Here is a 22,504-nt window from a genome sequence, read left to right on the forward strand (position 1 = left end):
TGAATCACTTCAATTAGGGTATTGGCTATGAAATTACTCTCTGTAAACGTGCTCTCTGCACTCATGCTAGCTGGCGCGCTCATTGCACAGCCTGCGTACGCGGATGACCACGGCAAAATGCCATCAGCGAAGCTCGCCGCTGATGAAACTGTTACCACCGAACATCGTGTCACCATTAAAGGTGAGCGAGTTGAATACACCGCCACTGCAGGTACTCAGCCTGTATTCAACGAAAGTGGTGATGCCATTGCTGCATTGCACTACACCTACTATCAACGTGAAGGCGTGAAAGACCGCGCGAATCGTCCACTATTGATTTCATTCAACGGTGGCCCCGGTTCTGCATCAGTCTGGATGCACATTGCCTACACCGGACCCAAGTCATTGCGCGTTGATGATGAAGGTTTCCCTATCATGCCTTACGGCGTGAAAGATAACCCACACTCCGTGCTGGATGTTGCGGACATCGTTTTTGTAAACCCAGTCAACACGGGTTACTCACGCGTGTTGCCGAATAGCAAAGGCGAAATGCCGTCGCGCGAAGAGCAACAGAAAATGTTCTTCGGCGTGAATGCGGATGTGAAGTACTTGGCGGACTGGATCAATACTTTCGTAACGCGCAACGAGCGCTGGCGTTCGCCGAAGTATCTGATTGGTGAAAGCTACGGTACGACCCGTGTGTCTGGCTTGGCGTTAGAGCTCCAGAACCGTCAGTGGATGTACTTCAACGGTGTGATTTTAGTGTCACCTACCGATATCGGTATTGACCGTGACGGCCCAGTTAAAGCAGCAAACCGCTTGCCTTATTTTGCTGCCGCTGCTTGGTATCACAAGGCGCTGCCTGAAGACCTGCAAAGTTTAGATTTACTGGAGTTACTGCCGCAGGTTGAAGAATACACGCTGGACACTTATTTACCGGCGTTGGCGAAAGGCCATATGCTGAGTGATGCTGAGAAGCGTGAAGTCGCCGAGCAGGTGGCACGCTATTCAGGTCTGGATGCTGATGTGATTATGCAAACCAACCTCGACGTGGAGACTCGTTTCTTCTGGAAAGAGTTGTTGCGTGACCGCGGTCAAACGATTGGTCGTTTGGATTCGCGTTATTTAGGTATTGACCGCTCTGACGTGGGCGACTCACCGGATTACAACGCTGAGCTAACCTCATGGTTGCACTCGTTTACGCCAGCGATTAACTATTACATGCGTGAAGTCCTGAACTATAAAACCGATGTGAAATACAACATGTTTGGTTCAGTGCATCCTTGGGATCGCAGTAATGATCGTACCGGCCACCAGTTGGGTGAAGCGATGCGCGCGAACCCATATCTGCATGTACTGACCCAGTCAGGTTACTTTGACGGTGCCACCAACTATTTTGATGCCAAGTTTAATCACTGGCACATTGATCCGAGCGGCAAAATGCGTGATCGGTTTAGTTTTAAAGGCTATCGCAGCGGGCACATGATGTACCTGCGTGCGGAAGACCTGCGTCAGTCGAATGATGATTTACGTGAGTTTATTCTGAATACCTTGCCTAAAGCGGGCGAACCCGCTAAATATGAAGGGCAACAGTAATCTATTCAGACTAACCACAAGAGTAACAAGGAGCCCATCATGGCTGATTTTTTAAGGATTATTATCGCTATTTTATTACCGCCCGTAGGTGTGTTTTTGCAGGTCGGTATTGGTGGGCACTTTTGGTTGAATATTCTCTTAACAATCTGCGGTTACATTCCCGGTATTGTTCACGCTGTTTGGGTAATCGCTAAAAAATAACAACAAGGTTCAAGTATGAAACTTTCCACGCTGGCACTCTGTGTCGGCGTAGCTTTGTCTACGTCGGTACCACTTCATCTCAATGCGCAAGAAAAAGAAGACGCTCCCAAGTGGGATGTAAACAACCCGCAAGGCGAATTCAAAGATATCCAGATTAACGTCAACGAAGGCACCTGGATGAACGTCGATATGAGTCCCGACGGGAAATATATCGCGTTCGATTTGCTTGGCGACATTTATCGCATTCCAGCCAAGGGCGGCGATGCGGAGTTGTTAGTCGGTGGTATCGCGTGGAATATGCAGCCGGTGTATTCGCCGAATGGCAAGTACATCGCCTACACGTCAGATGCCGATGGCGGCGACAATATTTGGATCATGGACGCCGATGGTAGCAATCAGCGCCAAGTCACCAAAGAAACGTTCCGCCTACTCAATAGCCCTGCGTGGAGCCCTGATAGTGAGTACTTAGTTGCGCGCAAACATTTCACCGCTCAGCGTTCATTAGGTGCGGGTGAGGTGTGGATGTATCACCGCAATGGCGGCAGCGGCGTGATGCTGACTGAGCGCCCGAATGATCAAAAAGATTTGGGTGAGCCAGCGTTCTCACCAGACGGTAAGTACATCTACTTCTCGCAAGATGACACGCCTGGGAAAACGTTCCACTACAGCAAAGATTCACTCGAAGGTATTTATGTCATCAAGCGCTTTGAGCGCGAAACCGGTGACATTGATGTGATTTTAGGTGGCACTGGTGGTGCCATTCGTCCAACGCCATCACCCGATGGTAAATACTTGGCGTATATCAAACGCGAAGATTTCGACAGCGTCTTGTATTTGTATGACCTCGAATCAGGCGAAGAAACGCGTTTGTACACCGAGCTTGATCGCGATATGCAGGAAACCTGGGCGATTCATGGTGTGTATCCAACTATGGATTGGACGCCAGATGGCAAGCACATGATTTTCTGGGCCGGCGGTAAAATCATGAAGCTCAATGTGGCTGAGAAGTCAGCGAGCATCATTCCATTTAGCGTTGAAACGACCAAAAAAGTGCAAGAGGCACTGCGTTTTGAAACCAATTTGGACCAAGACAATTTCAAAGTAAAAATGCTGCGCATGGTGCAAGTGGCACCAAATGGCAAGCAAGTGACTTATGAAGCGCTGGGTCATTTGTATCAGCGCGGATTGCCTAGTGGTGAGCCAGAGCGTTTGACCGATCGTGACGGTGCTTGGGAGCTCTACCCGACATACTCTCGTGACGGTAAAAAATTGGCTTATGTGACTTGGGATGACCAAAAGCAAGGGCAGATTATTGTTCGTGACGTAGCGACGGGTCGTGAGCAAGTGCTCGATACGGGCATGGGTAAATTTGTAGAGCCAGTATTCGCGCCAGATGGTAAGAGCTTGGTCTATCGAAAAATTCGTGGTGGTTATATCACGCCAGATACTTATGGATTGAATCCGGGCGTCTACCACATCAGTCTCGACGGCGGTGCAGAGCCGCGTTTGTTGAGCGAAAGCGGTTCACAACCGCAGTTTGGAGATCGCAGCGACCGAGTGTTCCTGCTTGCGTATGACGATGGCCCTGCGCTGAAGTCGGTTGATATTCAAACTAAAGAGCAGCGTACGCTCTATAAATCAGAGCATGCGACCGAGTTCCGTGTATCGCCAGATGGCAAACACCTGGCTTTTGCCGAGCGCTTCAAAGTATTCGTTACGCCATTTGTTGAGCGCGGCGCACCGATTTCCATTAGTCCGAATGACCGCCAATTCCCTGTGCAGCAATTGTCGGTGCGTGCTGGTGAGAATATCTCCTGGACTGCCGATGGTCAGAACTTGTATTGGTCGCTGGGTCCAGAGCTGTATCAAGCGTCAGTTGCCGGATTATTCGCGATTCCAGCTGCCGAGTCTGAATTTGCCAAAATTGAAAACGGCTTAGATATTAGCTTCGAGGCGCCGTCAGCTATCCATGATGAGACCGTCGCCTTTGTCGGTGGTCAAGTGATTACCATGAATGGTGAGCAGGTCATTGAGTCTGGCGCTGTGGTTCTTCGTGGCAACAAGATTGTTGCTGTGGGTACAGTCGATGAAGTGGACGTACCGGCGGGTGCCACTGTGATTGATACCACCGGTAAAACCGTGATGCCTGGCTTATTTGACGGCCATGCGCACGGCCCACAAGGCGACAACGAAATCATTCCAGAGCAGAACTGGAAGTCGTACGCATCCATGGCCTTTGGTGTCACGTCTATTCACGATCCATCCAATGACACCACGCAAATCTTCGCTGCGAGTGAACTGCAAAAAGCAGGTTTGATTGCTGCACCGCGAACGTTCTCGACCGGTACCATTCTGTATGGCGCCAATGGCCCAGGTTACACCGCGCATGTGGATGACCTTGATGATGCGAAATTCCATTTGGAGCGGTTGCAAAAAGTCGGTGCCTTCTCAGTGAAGAGCTACAACCAGCCGCGCCGTAACCAGCGTCAGCAAATTATTCAAGCCGGACGGGAACTTGGCATGATGGTCGTGCCTGAAGGCGGCTCATTATTGCAGCATAACTTGAGCATGGTTGCAGATGGTCACACAACGGTCGAACACTCCATTCCGGTGGCGGAAATCTACAACGATATCGAACAGTTCTGGGAACAGACGGATGTTGCTTACACGCCAACGTTAGGCGTTGCCTATGGCGGTATCTGGGGCGAGAACTATTGGTACGCTGAAACCGACGTGTGGCAGCATCCAAAACTCGCGAAGTTCGTACCACAAGAGGCCGTTGTCGGGCAGGCAATGCGCCGTGAAAAAGCGCCGCACAATCATTACAACCATATCAACAATGCCAGCGTCGCTGATCGGTTGGGTGATGCCGGCGTCACCGTGGTCTCAGGCTCGCATGGTCAGCGTGAAGGCTTAGCGCAGCATTGGGAGATCTGGATGATGGCGCAAGGTGGGATGACGCCGCTAGAAGCTCTAGCAACCAGCACCATTAATCCAGCGCGTGAGTTTGGTATGGATAAATATATTGGCTCCATTGAGACCGGCAAGCTGGCGGATATTATCGTGATTGACGGTGACCCGTTAGCCGATATTCGCGTGACCGATCGTGTGACCCATACTATGGTGAACGGGCGCTTGTTCGATGCCAATACCATGAACCAACTGGTGCCAAGTGCGCCACAGCGTGCGCCTTTTTTCTGGGAAAAGAACTAGTTTCCGACTAAGGTCGCAGGCAACTTCACTGTACTTTTCAGTGAAGCAAATTATAATCCCGCTATATTCTTATAGCGGGATTTATTTTTTCTATGAATAACATCAAAGACATCGACCTCAATTTACTGGTCTATTTGGATGTGTTGCTGCGTGAACGCAATGTCACCAAAGCCGCGGCACAACTGAATATTACTCAGCCCGCTATGAGTAATGGACTGAAACGTCTGCGCACCTTATTGAATGATCCGATTTTGGTGCGTACCAGTGAAGGCATGCTGCCAACCGAGCGAGCACTGGCGATGCAAGATGCGGTCCGAGGTATTTTGTATTCAGTAGAAGAGATGGTGCAGCCTGCGCGGGAGTTTATTCCGGCAACGACCGATCGTGTCTTTCGAATTATGGCATCCGACTATGCCGCATCAACGTTAGTACCGCCGTTGCTGGAAAAGTTGAAGCAACAGGCACCTGCAGTAACGCTCGATATTATGACACCCAGCGATATCAGCTTTCATGACGTTGAGAACGGCAAGGTAGATTTAGCCATCAACCGTTTTGAGAAATTGCCGCAGTCATTCCATCAAAAGGCGCTGTGGGAAGATGATTTCTCTTGCTTGATTCAGCGCGACCACCCCTTGCTCAAAGACTACTCGTTGGAGAATTATCTGCGCTACGAACACGTCTGGGTGAGTAAAACCGGCTTTGGTGTCGGCGTGGGGATGGATCCGCATGACGTGCAGAAACTCGGCTGGGTTGATGAAGCCTTAGGTGAGCTCGGTCACAAACGCGACATCCGTGTATTTACTCGGAACTACCATGTCGCCATGCACTTGGCTCGGCAGGGCTTGATCGCAACGCTGCCCACGCGTGCGGCGAAGCTCTATCAAGATGATCCGGAGCTGGTGATGAAAAAGCCACCGTTTGCGATTCCAGATTTGGATTTACAGATGATTTGGAGCCCGCTATTGCAGCACGATGCTGGACATCGTTGGTTCCGTCAATTGATTGCCGATACCGCAGATTTCGGCGCCTCCTAGCGGAGACGCCGATAGCAAGTTTTACGCAGTGCGTGTAGCGAGGGCAGGACTGATTTGTGAGGCTTTGCGCGCAGGTCCAAACACCGCAGCTTGTCCTACTAACCACAAAATCACCATCGCCACCGGAATGTAGTACCAGCCAATCCGCGGCAGACTGAAGGCATCCACCAACCAGATATTTAAAGCGATACTGGAACCGACACCTAATAGCAATCCAACACTGGTGACGAGGAAGTTCTCGAGCATAAAGTGCTTCATAATATCGAAGCGACTCGCGCCCAATGCCCGTCGCGTGCCAATTTGCTTGCGCCGACGGTTCACACTGAAGGTCACCATACCAACAATACCCAAGGCGGTAATGATGGTCAGAATAATGACGATGATCCACAGAATAGTCTGCAGTGCAGAATAGCTGCGATAGCTGTCGTCCCGCGTCTCTTCCATGGTGCGGACGTTGCGAATCAGGCGGCCACGATCTTCCGCAACAAGCATTTCTTCGACTTCTTTCATCATCCGATCCCGTTGACCCGGCTCGGTACGAATGAAATAACGCGAAGAGCGAAACTCAGTACGTTGCGGCACTAACATCACTCGTTCGACACCGCTCCAGCCTACCCACGGCGCTTGCAGTTGATCAATGACACCGGTAATGGTCATCGGCTCATCCCCACCAATATAAGTGGTTTTACCAATCACCTGCGCTGGCGTTAGATCAGGGAACAACTCCTTGGCCATCGCTTCAGTCACGATAATATTTTGCGGCCACCCCTGTTCATTGCGTTGCCGGTAGGTAATTTCCGTTGGACTGAAATTCTCACCGGCAATCAAGTTCACACCAAATGCGTCAATGCCATGGTCATCGACAAAGTAAACCGCAACACCAACCGAGGGCTTATCTTCACCGGTTTCGGTTTGTAAGCCCATCGACCAGCCGCCGCCACTGAGTGGAATTGCATTGATTTGGGTGACATCAACAATACCGGGTAGCGCACGGATATTGCGCAAGTCTTCTTCAACGACGGCACGCTCATTGAAGTTTTCCGCATAGCCATTGCTGGACAGGTAAAACTGATTCGCTTCATCCAAGCCCGAGGGCCGTGCCATCATGCTGCTGCGGTTTTCAATCATATGGATCGCATTGACCATAATGGTCATGGTTAACGCGATTTGCAGTGCCAATAAAAATGCGCCGACTTTATTGCGCAATAAGGCACGAAAAATAGGACCTAATTCACTCATGTTCGTCTCCTTATTGCGACTTCAATTGACCAGCGGGGGCTACAGAGCAAGCTCGCCAAGTTGGGTAGAGTCCGGCCAGAATAGTACTGACAATCGCCAGGACAATAGCAAAGCCAACCATGGTGAGATCGAGTTCATTCAGACCCTCGGTCATATCACCGTACAAGCCACCTATCCCTTGTAGGCCAAACCATGCGAGTACCAGTCCTAATAAGCCACCGGCGATGCCAATCATGGCGCTCTCAACGGTGTACTGCAGGAACAGGTCACGGCGGCTCGCACCGACAGCACGACGCAGCGCAATCTCACCGCTACGACCTAAGAACTTGGCCAGTAATAAGGCAACAGTGTTCAGTAAGCAGACCACTAAAAACATAATGGCCATGTACATCATCATAATGGCGTCTTCAGCAACGACTTCGCGGTACTCCATCCAATCCATGACGTCCATCAGCCGATTATTCAGAGGCCGTTCAAAGCGTCCCAGCTTTTTCTGCTCAGTCACATAGTTGTTGAGGAATGCCAAGTAATTATCCGCATCCTGAGGGTCTTCAAACTCGACCCAGAACTGACTGTTCACACACTCGGAGCGCAAGAACGCCGAGAATGTCTCTTCACCAACCGGTTTCCAGCAGTTGTTATTGCCATTCAATGGCAACTCTAAAGGTTCTTTTAATGACCAAGGTACAAAGACTTCTTCGACTTCGTTAAAGGGCCCTGTCGAGACGTCATAGAATTTGGGCCGTGGTTGCCAATCATCAATAACACCGACCACTTGGAATGCGCGACCGCCCATAACGATGGTTTCGCCGACCGAATTTTCGCCGCCGAAGAGTTGATCATTGGTTGCTTTACTTAACACCACCACCAAATTTTGGCTGTTGTCATCATTAGCAGTCCAGCCGCGACCATAGATAAAGGGCACATCAAACATCGGGAAGAAGTCTGCCGAGGTCGCTCGACCTGACGCTATAAACGGCTTTTGCTCTGCTTGGCTGGGTTCAATCACAAAGCTGGTGCCGCCCATAGCAGCCTGCCGAAATGCACGACCTTCTTGGAGTAAGTTGGTAGCATCGAGCCAAGTTACTTGGTCAGGCGGCTCATTGGGTTCGTTGTAAGGTTGATTCGGTGACCAGTTGTCGAGCTGAACGTGAAATAGGCGCTCGCTCTTTTGTGGAATAGGGTCTGATGACATCATGTAATTGACAGTGATGGTTGTCATCGCCGCGCCGATCCCGAGACCAATGGCGGCAATCATGAGTCCGGTCAGTAGTATATTCTTGCGTAAGCTCAGGAGCGCAAGTCTCACATAGTAACTAAACATGTGGCGCCTCGCTTAACCGACCTGAGCCGTTTTATGCAACAATTCGACGATGTCGTCTTCTTTGCCCACTTCCGACACTTGGCCGTCACGCACAAAGATATTTCGACTTGCGCGCTTCGCCAGCATCGGATCGTGAGTCACCATAATGATGGTGGTGCCTTGATTGTTAATCTCCTGCATGAGGTCGAGCACGCTGGTAGCCATTTGGCTATCCAGGTTTCCGGTAGGCTCATCCGCGAGCAAAAAGCGTGGACGTCCTGCTAGGGCACGAGCAATGGCAACGCGCTGTTGCTGACCACCAGAGAGCTGTGCCGGGAGATGTTTCATCCGGCTGGCTAGCCCAACCACTTCCAAAGCTTCTTCGATACGGCGTTTGCGCTCGGCCGCTTTGAAGCCGCGATAGCGCAAGGGAACATCAACGTTGTCGAACAAATTCAGATCCGGCAACAAGTTGAAGCTTTGAAAAATAAAGCCAATTTTCTCGTTGCGCAGGCGTGCCAATTGGGTGTCGTTCATGCCTTTAACACTTTGGCCATCAAGCAGATAATCACCGCCATCAAAGGTTTCAAGTAGACCAGCAACGTTTAGGAAGGTGGTTTTCCCCGAGCCTGATGGGCCCGTCACCGCTACAAAATCACCTTCTTCAACCTCAAGGTTAAAGTCGCGTAGCGCGTGAGTTTCAACCATTTCGGTTTTAAAGATTTTACGAATATTCTGCATACGTAACATAAGTTGTTCTCTTTTTTAGTCGGTGATACGGACCGTGTCGGCGTCACCGAACGGCTCTATGCTTGAAATAATGATTTGATCGCCAGCATTCAGACCGCCAATGACTTCCACGGAGCTGAGGCTAGTGACACCGGTCTCAATTGAAGTGCGGTAAGCCAACCCATCGCGCACCACGTAAGCGATGCGACCACCGCCCGTTTCGAGAAATTGACCGCGGCTGACCTGCAATACGTTGGGCTTCTCGTCGAGAATGATGCGCGTTGTTAAACGCTGATTCTGCCGCAGAGCGGGTGGCATCTCGTCCATAAAACGCACGTTACCAATGACTTGGTTGTCCCGAATTTCCGGTGAAATGGACACGAGCTGGGCATGATAGAGGGTACCGTTGTAGCTAACTTCCGCCGCCATACCAATGGCTAAGCTGTCGGCGTAGCTCTCCGGAATCGCGATTTCCACTTCAAACGCAGTGAGGTCGACGACATTGAGAACGGCTTGATTGCGTCCTACTTGGTTTTTTTGATCGAGCTCACGATTCCCAACCAGACCATTGACCGGTGACAAGATATTTAATGCGGTGACTTGCCGCGCGAGGTCTTCAGCTAGGGCTGTTTGTCGGTTTACTTCCAGCTGCCGAGTTTGTAACTCAAATACTTGGGTTTCGGCCTCGAGCTTCGCATCCGCAACCGAGTGTTCGTAGACTAATCGAGCATTTTCCAGATCATCCTGTGCCTTTTCGTAATCAATTTGGCTAATCGCACGGGCCGCCCATGCCTCGTCGGCACGGCGCTTTTCGCGCTCGGCAGCAGTAAAGGTCACACGCGCCATATCAATATCGCGCTGTGCTTCCAGCTCTGCCTTACGCGTTTGAATTTCTTGGCGCTGAAGAGCAACTTGTGCGCTATCTAACGAGGCTTGTTCTTGCTCATAACGACTTTTCAATTCTGGGCTATCGATGGTGACCAGCAGTTGTCCCAGTTCGACTTCATCACCTGCGTCGACATGATAGGTCACGGTACCCTCAGCTGGGCTGTAGAGAGTTGGACTGACTGCAGCGATGACACGTCCTTGAATAGACACATCACGGGTCAGATCACCTTGGGTGACGGTCGCAATACGAATACGATCAAGCGGGACCGAAGCTTGTGCCTTAGACCAGTCGCTGACAATCGGAAACGCAATAATGAGCAGTGCTACGACAACTGCTCCGCTTAGCCACAGGCCCCACCGCCGTGACTTTTGCACCTCGCGAACCACATCTTGGCCGCTGGTATCTGCAATTTTTATCACTGAATAATTCTCTCTTGTTGTAGTGTTCGGATTCAGCTCATGCTTCAATGAAGCCAGTCATTGAAGTTAAGGGTATAGTCGCACTGACGGTACGAAAGGTTTACCGCAGGGTTGTAAATAGTCAGGAGTGCTTGTAAGTAATTGTGACGACAGACACATATTCAAGAGATGCCGAGCGATTAGCGCAGGAAATTCTGCAAGGTTTTCAGCGGCATTATGACCGGTTTACCCACATTACTGCGCAAGCTCGGCAGCGTTTCGCCGATGGCGCGTGGCTGGAGGGTCAGCAAGCTGCGGCTGCGCGCATCCATTTTTATGACGAGCGGGTTAGTGCAACAACCGAGCAATTGCGCGAGCAGACGCTGGGCGAATTAGATGAGGCATTATGGTTATCGGTACGCCAGCATTATGAGGCCTTGTTACAGTTCCATCCGCAAGCTGAGCTAGCAGAGACCTTTTACAATTCGGTGTTTTGTAACCTGTTTCATCGACGGTATTTTCATAACTCCTATATCTTTGTCGAATCGACGCTGGCGCGTACATTACCGCTAGCTGTAGAGACCGAATATCGTTCGTATTTCCCGGTTACTGAGGGCTTAGCGCGGTGTTTATTGCAGATAGTCGAGACCGCTGATTTTGCCGCGCCGTTTGCCGATCTCATCGGCGATTTACGTCACCTCCAAGCAGCGTTTCAAGAACAAGCGCTGTCGGTCGATTTGCAACCTGAACAAAGTCGCATTGATGTGCTTAAAGCTCCGTTTTATCGCAACAAAGCGGCTTATATTGTCGGGCGATTGGTTACCACCAATGCCACTTACCCCTTTATTGTGCCAGTGCTGCGAACCAAACAAGGTTTGTTGTATATCGATGCGTTGATCACCGACCGTGATCAGATGGCGATTATTTTCGGCTTTGCACGGACCTATTTTATGGTGCAAACCCGCGCTCCGTCGGCGCTGGTGCGATTTTTAAAAGATGTGATGCCGAATAAAACGCTCGCGGAATTGTACTCTGCTATTGGTCTGCACAAACAAAGTAAAACTGAGTTCTATCGTGACTTTTTGCAGCACCTCGATAGCAGTCGCGACCAACTAGTAGCAGCCGCCGGTATCAAAGGCATGGTCATGACGGTGTTTACGCTCCCATCTTTCCCCTTTGTGTTTAAAGTGATCAAAGATGTCTTTGGTGGGAATAAAAGTATGGATCGTGCCACCGTAATTGAGCGCTACCGTATGGTGAAACGACATGATCGCGCCGGTCGTATGGCGGATACCTATGAGTTTGCTAATGTCGCCATACCTTTGGTGCGCATTAGCGCAGAGCTGCTGGAAGAGTTACAGTCGACAGTAGCAGGCAGTTTGAAAATAGATGGTGACCATTTGATCATTCGCCATCTCTTTGTTGAACGCAGAATGACACCCCTCAATTTATTCCTCGAATCGGCTAGCCCGGACGAAGTGGATGCGGTGATGAAAGATTACGGCCAAGCCATTAAAGACATGATTGCGGCGAATATCTTCCCCGGTGACATGCTGTTAAAGAATTTCGGTTTAACGCGACAACGGCGGGTCGTGTTTTATGATTATGATGAGGTGCGCTACCTCACCGACATGAACTTCCGGGAACTGCCGCGTGCGACCACAGTCGATGAGCAAATGGCAGCCGAGCCATGGTATGCGGTCGGACCGGACGATATGTTTCCGGAGCAGTTGCCAGTATTTGCCGTGCCGCAACCCAAGTTACGGCAGGCTTTATTGCAGTTTCATGCCGACTTGGCGACACCGGAGTTCTGGCAACGCCAACAGCAACTGATTCAGCAAGGGGTAGTCAGTGACGTCTTTCCCTACCCCGAGTCGCTGCGTTTTACTGACCAAACACGTCAAACAGACTAGCGTTCAACCACAAGTGCGCATAGATGGACGCAATGTAACCCAGCAAAATCACCGGTGCCCATTTTAAATGGGAGGCGAAAGTATAGTAACCGCGGGCTTGGCCCATCAGTGCCACACCCGCCGCTGAACCAATGGATAACAAGCTACCACCGGTCCCCGCGGTCAGGGTAATGAGCAACCATTGTCCATGTGACATGTCCGGCTGCATTGAAAGTACTGCGAACATCACCGGAATGTTGTCGATAACGGCAGAAACTAAGCCCAGAATGACGTTGGCCATGGTCGGGTCGCCACTGCCATACAATGTTTCGGACAGTAGCGCCAAATACCCCATAAAGCCAAGACCACCGACACAGATAACGATGCCGTAAAAGAACAATAACGTGTCCCACTCGGCTCGCGAAACCCGACTAAATACGTCAAAGGGCACGACGCCACCCAAGCGCTCAAGTTTTTTCATATCTCCTGCGCGTTCAGCCATCGCGCGCTTGCGAGCCAGCGAACCGGGCAAAGTCATACGCAAGAAGTAACCAAAGAACTGCAGGTAACCTAAGCCCATCATCATGCCCAAGACCGGCGGTAAATGGAGCAACATGTGGCAGGCCACCGCGGTTGCGATGGTGAGCAAAAACAAGGCGGTAATGCGCAGGGCACCGCGTTTAAGCTCGACCTCTTCATGTACCGCTGCTGGTTTACGGTTTTCAATAAAGAAGCTCATGATCAAAGCTGGAATCAAATAGTTCAAAACCGATGGAATGAAGAGAACTAGGAATTCTTGGAACTCAACAATACCAGCCTGCCAGACCATCAAGGTGGTGATATCACCAAATGGGCTAAAGGCACCGCCCGCATTCGCGGCAACGACAATGCTGACGCAACACATACTGATAAATTTCTTATCGCCGTCCGCCACTTTCATGATCACTGCACACATCAATAATGCTGTGGTGAGGTTATCGGCAACCGGAGAGATAAAGAAGGCGAGCCAACCCGACAGCCAGAACAATTGACGATAACTAAAGCCTTTACGAATCATCCAGGAACGTAGGCCATCAAACAGCCGACGTTCTTCCATCGCATTGATGTAGGTCATGGCGACGAGGAGGAACAGCATGAGCTCGGCAAACTCGAGTAAGTTGTGGCGAAACGCAGTCTCGGCAACCCCCGGTAAATCTTGGTCGACATACACCCCACCAATCATCATCCAGATCAGACCGGCCGCTACCAACACGGGTTTGGACTTGCGCATATGCAGGTGTTCTTCACCCATCACCAGTAAGTAGGCGACAGTAAATATGATGATGGCAGTCATGCCGACGGTAGTGCCGGTGAGGTCGAGTTGTCCGTTCGCGGCGAAAGCTGCTGGAGCGGCAAAGAGACTAAGTAAGAGGGTGATTACAGCAAGCCACATGGGAGGAGAATCCTTAAACCGAGATACCTATTTTTGACGCGCGCATCCTACCACAAAAAAAGCCGCTGATTGCAGCGAATCAACGGCTTTTTAGCACTCTTGTGACATTCCTCAATAAAAATTACGCAGAGGTCTTAAATTGGTCTTCTTCGGTAGAGCCAGTGAGTGCGGTAACCGAGGATTTGCCGCCTTGGATGACGTTGGTTACATCATCAAAGTAGCCCGTTCCAACTTCTTGTTGATGCGCCACAAAGGTATAGCCTTTCTCCGCTGCTGCGAATTCTTGTTGTTGCAGTTTGACGTAGGCAGACATGTCATTGCGCGCGTAGTCATGGGCCAATTCAAACATGTGGTACCACATGTTATGCACACCCGCCAACGTAATGAACTGGAACTTATAGCCCATTGCAGCCAGCTCTTTTTGGAACTTGGCAATAGTGGCGTCATCGAGATTCCGTTTCCAGTTGAATGAAGGTGAGCAGTTGTACGCAAGTAACTTACCTGGATACTTGGCATGAATGGCCTCGGCGAACTGCCGTGCCTCATCCAAGTCGGGTTTGGCCGTTTCACACCACAGCAAATCGGCAAAAGGAGCGTAGGCAAGACCACGCGAAATGGCTTGGTCGATACCAGCATTGACGCGATAGAAACCTTCAGCAGTGCGCTCGCCAGTGCAGAATGGATGATCGTTTGGATCAACGTCGGAAGTCAGTAAATCAGCTGCATTGGCATCGGTACGCGCAAGGATCAGCGTGGGTACACCTGCTACATCAGCGGCGAGTCGAGCGGCGATCAGTTTCTGGACGGCTTCTTGAGTCGGTACTAAGACCTTACCACCCATGTGTCCGCATTTTTTTACCGAGGCCAGCTGATCTTCAAAGTGTACGCCAGCTGCTCCTGCGCGAATCATGCTCAGCATCAATTCATAAGCGTTCAGTACGCCACCGAAACCAGCCTCTGCGTCTGCCACAATAGGTGCGAAGTAATCGATATAGCCCGGTTGATCAGGAGCAAGGCCTTTTGACCACTGAATTTGATCAGCACGAGCAAATGAGTTGTTGATGCGCTCAACCACAGTTGGAACCGAGTCTACTGGGTATAAGCTTTGATCCGGATACATGCCCATCGCGCTATTGTTATCGGCCGCAACTTGCCAGCCTGACAAGTAGATGGCTTGTAAGCCAGCTTTCACTTGCTGCACCGCTTGGCCACCGGTCAGTGCGCCAAGTGCATTCACGTAGTTCTTACCGAACTTCGCCTCGGCACCGCCGTTAACTAACTGCCACAGTTTGGCAGCACCATTTTTGGCATAGGTATACTCGGGTTGAACGCTGCCGCGTAAACGCACGACATCAAGTGCTGAATAGGTGCGTTGCACATGTTGCCAGCGCGGATCAGTTTCCCATTCTTGCTGTAAGGCTTTAGCAGCTTCGGCTTGCTGTATAGGTACGGTTGTCATAGTGATAGTCCTGTTGTTCGTAAGTGAGTCATTGTTATTAGTCGAGTAACGCGTAGCCGGGCAGGGTCAAAAAGTCGACCAGCTCGTCTGCGGTGGTGATTTGTGCGAGTAGTTGCTGCGCCGCTTCGAATTTCTCCGTTTGCCAGCGCTCAAGGCCTACCTCCTCTTGCACGACTTGGGCTTCTTCTTCGAGATACTGCAAAAAGAGAGCACGAGTGACAGTCTCGCCGTTGTCGAGTGATTGCTCATGCCGGATCCACTGCCAAATTGACGTGCGCGAAATTTCTGCGGTGGCGGCATCTTCCATCAAGCCGTAGATAGGTACACAGCCTTTGCCGCAGATCCAAGCTGCTATGTATTGCAATGCAACTCGAATATTGGTGCGCATACCTGCTTCGGTGCGTTCGCCAGAACTCGGCTCAAGCAGATGTTCGGCACGTATTTCTGCGTCATCGCTGCGGGTGACATGTAGTTGATTCTCCCCATCAAGACCATCAACAAATATGCTGCGGACGGTTTCGGCGAGTCCCGGATGTGCTATCCAAGTGCCATCGTGGCCATTGTCTTTCTCTAGTTGTTTGTCGGCACGAACCTTAGCCAGAATCTTCTCATTCTCGGCTGCGTCCTTACTGGGTATGAAGGCAGCCATCCCACCCATCGCCAAAGCACCGCGTTGATGACAGGTACGCACCAGCAGGCGGGAGTATGCGTTCAAAAAGGGTTGGTTCATGGTGACGACTTGGCGGTCCGGTAAGACGCGGTCGGCGTGATTTTTCAGTGTTTTGATGTAACTGAAAATGTAATCCCAACGGCCACAATTCAGCGCCGCAATATGGTGCCGCATCGCATGCAAAATCTCGTGCATTTGGAATACGGCAGGTAAGGTTTCAATCAGCACCGTAGCGCGAATACTGCTGCGCGGTTGAGCAAAGTAATCTTCACTGAAGGTAAACACATCACCCCACCAAGCGGCTTCGGTTCCATGTTCGAGTTTAGGCAGGTAAAAGTAGGTGCCAGTACCGCGCTCGTTGCGCTGTTGATGATTTAAAGCGAAGTACAACGCAAAGTCGAACAATGCGCCAGGGATGACTTCACCGTCTACTAAAACGTGTTTTTCTGGTAAATGCAGGCCACGCACACGGGCGATTAACAATACATGCTTTTGCTTCAGTTCATAGTATTTACCGGAACTTGGGTCGGTGTAGTCGATATTGAGGCGATTCGCGTCATACAGATTGAGCTGCCCTTGTAATAGCCCGTCCCAAGTTGGCGACTGAGAGTCTTCAAAGTCAGCCATATAGCAATCTACATTGGCGTTTAGTGCATTAATCACCATTTTCCGATCAACTGGACCGGTGATTTCGAGACGCCGCTTTTGCAGGTCTTTCGGTAAAGGAGTAACGGACCAATCACCATCACGTATAGTTTGGGTAGCGGGATCAAAGTCGGGGAGGGTGCCATTGTCGATTTGTGCTTGACGCTGCTCGCGAGCAGCTAATAGCTCGTTGAGGCGTGGTCGAAAGGTTCGAACTAGCGTCACTAAAAACTCTTGAACCTCTGGCGTAATTAGCGCTTGAGCTTCACCTGATAAAGCAGGCATAGTGAGACCATCAGTAGCGGTTGTTCCGTTCATAATTCACCCGATTGTTATAAATTGGTTTATTAGATTCCTTGATTCACAGACTAGATCGGGTTGCTAATATTCCGCTAATTTATATTTTGGATTGTGAGCATTCATTAAAATAATAAAGAGGTTGAGTATGCGATTACTTCCCACCATGAGCTTGCTGGCTGGTGCTTTGCTATCTTTCAGCGCAACAGCACCCGTACAGGCTCACACTGATTCTGAGCGTGATGCTATCGAACCGTTGTCGCTGGAAGCGCGCGGTTTGCTCATCGACGATTGGATGGAGCAGCGAATGGAGTCGGTATTACCGAACCTCATGCGTCGTTCCGGTATCGATATGTGGATTTTAATCAGTCGTGAAAACAACGAAGATCCAACCTTAATGACCATGCTTCCGAGCGACTGGTTTAAAGCACGTCGCCGGACCATCTTAGTGTTAACGGACCGTGGCATCGTGGATGGTGTGGATCGTGGTGTGGAGGCATTAGCCGTCGCACGGTACGACGTGGGAACTTTATTCAAGAAGGCTTGGGAACCAGAAACCCAGCCCGATCAGTGGGCACGTTTGGTTGAAATTATCGCCGAGCGAGATCCTGCAACCATTGGCCTCAATCAGTCTGATTTCTTTGCCCAAGCGGACGGCTTAGTGGCCACCGACAAGGAGCAATTTTTGGAGGCGCTTCCAGCCCACTACGAAGAGCGTATCGTCAGTGCCGAAAAACTAGCGATTGGCTGGTTAGAAACGCGGATTCAAGACGAAATCAACCTTTATAGGGTCGCCACCAAATACGCCACCCAGGTGATCGAGCAAGGATTCTCAGATGCCGTTATTGAGCCCGGCAAAACTCACACTAGTCAAGTGGAATGGTGGATGCTCGAGCGGATTAAAGGTGCTGGTTTAGATGCGTGGTTCCCGCCAACCGTCACCTTACAACGGCAAGGCGGTGCCAACCCACGGATGACCGGCGTGATTGAACGAGGCGACTTACTGCATGTGGATATTGGTGTGACTTACCTGCGCTTGAATACCGACACGCAGCGGCATGCCTACGTGCTGCGTGAGGGTGAAACCGAAGCACCAGAATCATTGCAGCAAGCACTGCGCAACGGTAACCAGTTACAGGATATTTTAACCAGTAATTTCGTGACCGGTCAGACGGGTAATGAGATTCTATTGAAGAGCTTGGCAGAAGCTCGTGAGGCAGGTTTGCGCCCGTCTATTTATAGTCACCCGATTGGCTACTACGGTCACGGTTCTGGCCCTACCATTGGTATGTGGGATAAGCAGGAAGCGATTCCGGTAAATGGCGATTACCCACTCTACCCAATGACGGCGCACTCAATTGAATTGAACAACACCACTTACAGTGACGAGTGGGATCAGGATGTCGTGATTCAATTGGAGGAGAGTTCTTGGTTCGATGGCCAAAAAGTGGATTACTTATTTGGCCGTCAAACTGAGTTTTACTTAGTCCGCGATTGAGCTTTTTTATGCACGATGGCTTGGTATAGCGAACGTGGTAAGAAACGTTTCATATACCAAGCGGTTCGTCCTTCGCGATGCGGAAGCGCATGCAGCTTCCCAGCGTCGACCGCTTGCCAAGCCATCTTTGCAACATCCGCTGCATTCAGTTTGCTTGACGCCATCCATTTATCCACTTTCTTGTCCATGTCTGGCACTGATGAGCGCATGCCTTGGGCTAAGTTAGTTTTGAAGAATGACGGACACAGCACGGTAACGCCAATATTATTCGGTTTCAGCTCATTGTGTAGGGTTTCGGATAGGCTAACCACGGCCGCTTTAGTGGCGTTGTATGATGATGCGTTCGGCATATCCAATAGCCCAGCCAGCGAAGCTACGTTGAGGAAGTAACCTTGGCCTTGCTCCTGCATAATCGGTGTAAATACCTTACAACCACGCACTACGCCTAATAGATTGATATCAATGATCCATTGCCAGTCACTGATCGAAGTTTCAGTAATCGGTCCGACTTGAGCGACACCCGCATTATTCACGACAATATCCACGCCACTCCAACGGGACTGTAATTCCTTAGCGACGGCTTCAAGGTCACTAATACGAGTCACATCACAAGGCATGAAAAAAGCGTCGGATTGGAGTCGTTGCAAACTTTCCAAGACCGCTTCACCGCGTTCCGTATCACGATCACCGATACATACCTTCCAGCCTCGAGCAGCTGCTTCTTGGGCGAGGGCATAACCTAATCCGCTGGCGCCACCGGTTATAAAAACACGCTTGATTTGCATATCAGAATCCTACTAGCGCAATTCATGAGTGACGCGATCACGACCCTCACGCTTGCTGGTATAGAGTAATTGATCGACTCGAATCATGAGATCGGTATAGGTGAGGTTGAAATCTTTTTCGATACTCAGTAAGCCGGCGCTGACTGTCATTGGAATAATAGTGCCATCGACGACACAGCTTCGCGTTAGTGCGGAGCGGAATTGTTCTAAACGTTCGAGCAAGCTACCGCTCGATGCAGTGCTGACGACAGCAAATTCTTCACCACCATAACGACTGACAAGCTCATCTTCATGATTGAAGAATCGTTGAAGTTCTTTAGCTACCGATACAATACATTCGTCACCAATCGGGTGACCCATGGAATCATTAATATCCTTAAAGTTATCGATATCCATCAGTAGCATATGCACGGGAAGTTGCTTCATGCATCGTTTGCTATACAGCTTACGAGTAAGTTCATCAAACGTGCGTCGATTCAACAGTTCGGTTAAACCATCCTCTTGGGAGAGTTGATGCAACCGCTTATTTAAAGCCTCTAGCTCTTGGGTTTTGTCTTGCACCTGTTGTTTCAGCTGACGGTTAAAGTCGAGCATGAGTCGGCGCGCTTTCGATAATTGTCCAGAAATAGCCTGTAGCTCAGTCGTCATGCCGTCATTGTTCTCAATCTCTTCGACTGAAGCATCCGAGGTCATGTGATCAACCAACGTCTCAAGCGGACGCGTGATATCGCGAGAAAATTTGTGCGTCACGAGCAAAAATAGTGCGGTCACGCCAAACAATGAGAAGAGGAAAACCAGCAAATTATCGGTGAATACTTGAGTAATTTGCTGTGGCCGTGACATCACATAGATATTCCAACCGTATTGATTGCTTGCATTGGCAATCAGATAGTTACGACTATTCAGCCGTGTCATATTGATCGCGCGGGTATAAACATTGTGAGTCGTTGTCGGTGTGTAGACGTCGTAAACTTCTAAATTCGTTGCTTCAGATGCATACACAACTCGATTATAGGCATCCGTAATGACCAACAGTTGGTCATTCAAACCTATGTCTTGCCGTTCTTCTAAAGATGAGAGCTTGGGTAAGTTTAAGGACCCTTCAGCGACGCCAACCACTTCCCCGTCGCGGATGATCGCTGCGCTCACAGCAATAATACTGTCCGCACCAAATCCGCGCCCGATAAACACACTGGAGACAAAGGAGCTTTTGTTTTCGACCGCTCTGCGGAAATAATCACGATCACTGACACTGAGCTCTTCGAACGGTTGTGTTCGCAACGTATCAAAGAATGAATCAGGGGCACCATGAGTGATGTAGCCATCTCTATTGGCGATAAGCATCGTGAGAAAGCTGGGATAATTGATCTGGGTTTGAGTCAGCAACGCTTGATGCTCATTCACATCTGTAATGGCCAATGTATCGGCCAATTGATTCACTACTCGCTCATGCTCAGCAATCAGATCACGGGTAATTAAGCGGGCATTGTTAGCTTTGCGATAGAGATCACCAACAATTTGCTCTTCCGCTTGTTTGGCACCGCGAGCGGTCAGAATCAGGGCAATGATCAGCGATGGAATCATGATGCTGATAAATGACAGATAAAAAATACGGCCAAACAGAGTCGGTGCTACGGGGGGGCGAGAGACGAATCGCCACGACATCGGTAAGACATGATAAATGGTGGATGCCATTGCTGTGTAAAGGATACCGTTGAGCATCAGCTTGACCAGCACGAGCACCATAAAGTCAGTCGGTAAGCTATCGGCACTTTCAAGGTAGATGTAGGAAATTGGCGCACCAATCACCAACCAATAGATGAAGTTGCTCAGCAGGAATGAGAGTCCACGCCGATTCAACCAAAGCATGACGATGAGTTCTAACGATAGCGTAACAAAGAAGAAGGCATTGCTGGTCTCATAATACAGACCGGCAGTTGAAATCATGCCTGCTATCAGCGCAGCTGGTAGGCCGCGCGTCATTAAAGCAAGGATCACAAACATTTGGCCGATATGAAGCGTCACCAGCCCATATAAAGGCAGTGAGAAAAATGCATTCATTAAAGCCGCTGGAATTCCGTACAGCGCACCAAGAGCCACAGCGGAGTGGAGGATATTTGTTTGTTTCAACCTGCAGTACGCCTGATTCTGTCCGTGAAATGGATATACCCTGAGATTACCACAATTTAATTTAGAATGACTACGATGTCCTAAAATTATTACTGCTAAAATCTAACAAAAGATTACGAGGAATTACCGGTTTTATGCGGAGGCTGTGCGATTTTGACCAATCAGTGGTTAAATTGACGAATAACGGCTTGGTTGGAATGCGCCGTACACGCTTTCAAATCGAATAATTTATTTAAATACAGCTGGTTACAATTGTGGCCTGAAAATTGCTTAACAAATACGGATAAAGTTCATAGGCTTGATTTAGTCTATATTTAATTGATGCATTGAAAGATGAGATAAGGAATTCGGCATGGCTATCGATACCAGTGGTGTGAAATTAGAAGACCGTCCAATTGCACAAGTGCGTGAAGAGGTCATTGATCAATTGATCATGAATTACAGTCACAATGTGATTTCCGCAGAGGCATTTGAGCGACGGTTGGATGAGGCTACAAACTCTGATGATCATCATGTGCTGGTTCAATTAGTGGCTGATTTATCACTCAAGCCTGACAATGCTTATCAAGAACAACGTGAACGCTCGTTTACGCCGAACTATGACTCTTCAGATGCCAGCGAAAATGAACGAATGATCGCCATTTTGTCATCAAATGAACACTCTGGGCAGTGGATGGTTCCGCGTGAAATGGAGATTTATGTTTTGCTCGGTTCGATTGAATTAGATTTCACCGATGCGGTGTTCAACCACCAACGCGTCACCATTCGCGTGAAGAATTTGCTCGGTAGCGTCGATGTGAAAGTCCCAGAGGGTGTCAATGTGGTCTCTAACATGTTCAACGTGATTGGCAGCACCACGAATACTGCACCTTCGATGGGCGGTCGCCAGGCGCCGCAAATCGTCATCGAAGGTGTGTCGATACTCGGTTCCCTCGATATCGCCATCAAGAAAACCATCAAAGAAAAACTGGTGGCGTTCGCGAACAGCTTCAAAGAAGCTTTCCGCGCGAAGTAGGGTGGCACAAATTTGGCACAAAGCCAGAAACTAAAAAGCCCCGCTATTGCTAGCGAGGCCTTTAGAATAATGGTGCCCAGAGGCGGAATCGAACCACCGA

16 protein-coding genes are annotated in these 22,504 nt (G+C 49.9%); 7 read left to right on the plus strand and 9 right to left on the minus strand.

All coding sequences use genetic code 11. The features are described from left to right. Positions 1-27: 27 nt before the first annotated feature. The 4 genes from CWE22_RS10790 (at position 28) to CWE22_RS10805 (ending at position 6,023) form a co-directional block, all read left to right on the plus strand. Complete coding sequence (locus CWE22_RS10790; RefSeq protein ID WP_169931488.1) at positions 28-1,575, plus strand: S10 family peptidase; 1,548 nt, start codon at positions 28-30, stop codon at positions 1,573-1,575. Positions 1,576-1,614: 39 nt separating this feature from the next. Then, complete coding sequence (locus CWE22_RS10795; RefSeq protein WP_169931489.1) at positions 1,615-1,776, plus strand: YqaE/Pmp3 family membrane protein; 162 nt, start codon at positions 1,615-1,617, stop codon at positions 1,774-1,776. A gap of 15 nt (positions 1,777-1,791) precedes the next feature. Continuing rightward, positions 1,792-4,989 (plus strand): amidohydrolase family protein, encoded by a 3,198-nt coding sequence (locus CWE22_RS10800; RefSeq protein WP_169931490.1) that lies wholly within the window; start codon positions 1,792-1,794, stop codon positions 4,987-4,989. A gap of 92 nt (positions 4,990-5,081) precedes the next feature. Further along, on the plus strand, positions 5,082-6,023 hold the full coding sequence (locus CWE22_RS10805) for a LysR family transcriptional regulator (protein ID WP_169931491.1): 942 nt from the start codon (positions 5,082-5,084) through the stop codon (positions 6,021-6,023). A 21-nt stretch (positions 6,024-6,044) separates the two neighbouring features. On the opposite strand, the gene CWE22_RS10810 is transcribed toward CWE22_RS10805, so the two are convergent. The 4 genes from CWE22_RS10810 to CWE22_RS10825 are packed head-to-tail and all read right to left on the minus strand — an operon-like array spanning position 6,045 to position 10,599. Continuing rightward, positions 6,045-7,262, minus strand: a complete 1,218-nt coding sequence (locus CWE22_RS10810) for an ABC transporter permease (protein ID WP_169931492.1) — start codon at positions 7,260-7,262, stop codon at positions 6,045-6,047. A 10-nt stretch (positions 7,263-7,272) separates the two neighbouring features. Beyond that, entirely contained in the window at positions 7,273-8,586 is a 1,314-nt protein-coding gene (locus tag CWE22_RS10815) for an ABC transporter permease (protein WP_169931493.1), read from the minus strand. Between the two features lie 12 nt (positions 8,587-8,598). Continuing rightward, a complete protein-coding gene (locus CWE22_RS10820; protein ID WP_169931494.1) occupies positions 8,599-9,315 on the minus strand; it encodes an ABC transporter ATP-binding protein in 717 nt (238 codons plus the stop codon). A gap of 15 nt (positions 9,316-9,330) precedes the next feature. Next, positions 9,331-10,599 (minus strand): efflux RND transporter periplasmic adaptor subunit, encoded by a 1,269-nt coding sequence (locus CWE22_RS10825; protein ID WP_169931535.1) that lies wholly within the window; start codon positions 10,597-10,599, stop codon positions 9,331-9,333. A 146-nt stretch (positions 10,600-10,745) separates the two neighbouring features. On the opposite strand from CWE22_RS10825, the gene aceK reads away from it, so the two are divergent. After that, complete coding sequence (gene aceK, locus CWE22_RS10830) at positions 10,746-12,494, plus strand: bifunctional isocitrate dehydrogenase kinase/phosphatase (protein ID WP_169931495.1); 1,749 nt, start codon at positions 10,746-10,748, stop codon at positions 12,492-12,494. Here the strand turns inward: aceK and nhaD are convergent. The 3 genes from nhaD to aceB form a co-directional block, all read right to left on the minus strand. Next, entirely contained in the window at positions 12,466-13,905 is a 1,440-nt protein-coding gene (gene nhaD, locus CWE22_RS10835) for a sodium:proton antiporter NhaD (RefSeq protein WP_169931496.1), read from the minus strand. The two genes, aceK and nhaD, sit on opposite strands and share 29 nt — an antisense overlap. Before the next feature lie 121 nt (positions 13,906-14,026). Next, positions 14,027-15,364: an isocitrate lyase gene (gene aceA / locus CWE22_RS10840; protein ID WP_169931497.1), complete on the minus strand. Its 1,338-nt coding sequence runs from the start codon at positions 15,362-15,364 to the stop codon at positions 14,027-14,029. Between the two features lie 37 nt (positions 15,365-15,401). Next, a complete protein-coding gene (gene aceB, locus CWE22_RS10845; protein ID WP_169931498.1) occupies positions 15,402-16,997 on the minus strand; it encodes a malate synthase A in 1,596 nt (531 codons plus the stop codon). Between the two features lie 127 nt (positions 16,998-17,124). On the opposite strand from aceB, the gene CWE22_RS10850 reads away from it, so the two are divergent. Next, positions 17,125-18,474, plus strand: a complete 1,350-nt coding sequence (locus tag CWE22_RS10850; protein WP_169931499.1) for a M24 family metallopeptidase — start codon at positions 17,125-17,127, stop codon at positions 18,472-18,474. Here CWE22_RS10850 and CWE22_RS10855 read toward each other — a convergent pair. Together CWE22_RS10855 and CWE22_RS10860 are read right to left on the minus strand one after the other, a co-directional pair. Then, positions 18,456-19,259 (minus strand): SDR family oxidoreductase, encoded by an 804-nt coding sequence (locus tag CWE22_RS10855; protein ID WP_169931500.1) that lies wholly within the window; start codon positions 19,257-19,259, stop codon positions 18,456-18,458. The two genes, CWE22_RS10850 and CWE22_RS10855, sit on opposite strands and share 19 nt — an antisense overlap. A 12-nt stretch (positions 19,260-19,271) precedes the next feature. Continuing rightward, positions 19,272-21,389 (minus strand): sensor domain-containing diguanylate cyclase, encoded by a 2,118-nt coding sequence (locus CWE22_RS10860; protein ID WP_169931501.1) that lies wholly within the window; start codon positions 21,387-21,389, stop codon positions 19,272-19,274. 352 nt (positions 21,390-21,741) lie between these two features. On the opposite strand from CWE22_RS10860, the gene CWE22_RS10865 reads away from it, so the two are divergent. Then, positions 21,742-22,404, plus strand: a complete 663-nt coding sequence (locus CWE22_RS10865) for a LiaF domain-containing protein (RefSeq protein WP_169931502.1) — start codon at positions 21,742-21,744, stop codon at positions 22,402-22,404. Positions 22,405-22,504: the final 100 nt, after the last annotated feature.

Source organism: Pseudidiomarina aestuarii, from assembly GCF_003987355.1.
In the GTDB taxonomy this organism is placed as follows: domain Bacteria; phylum Pseudomonadota; class Gammaproteobacteria; order Enterobacterales; family Alteromonadaceae; genus Pseudidiomarina; species Pseudidiomarina aestuarii.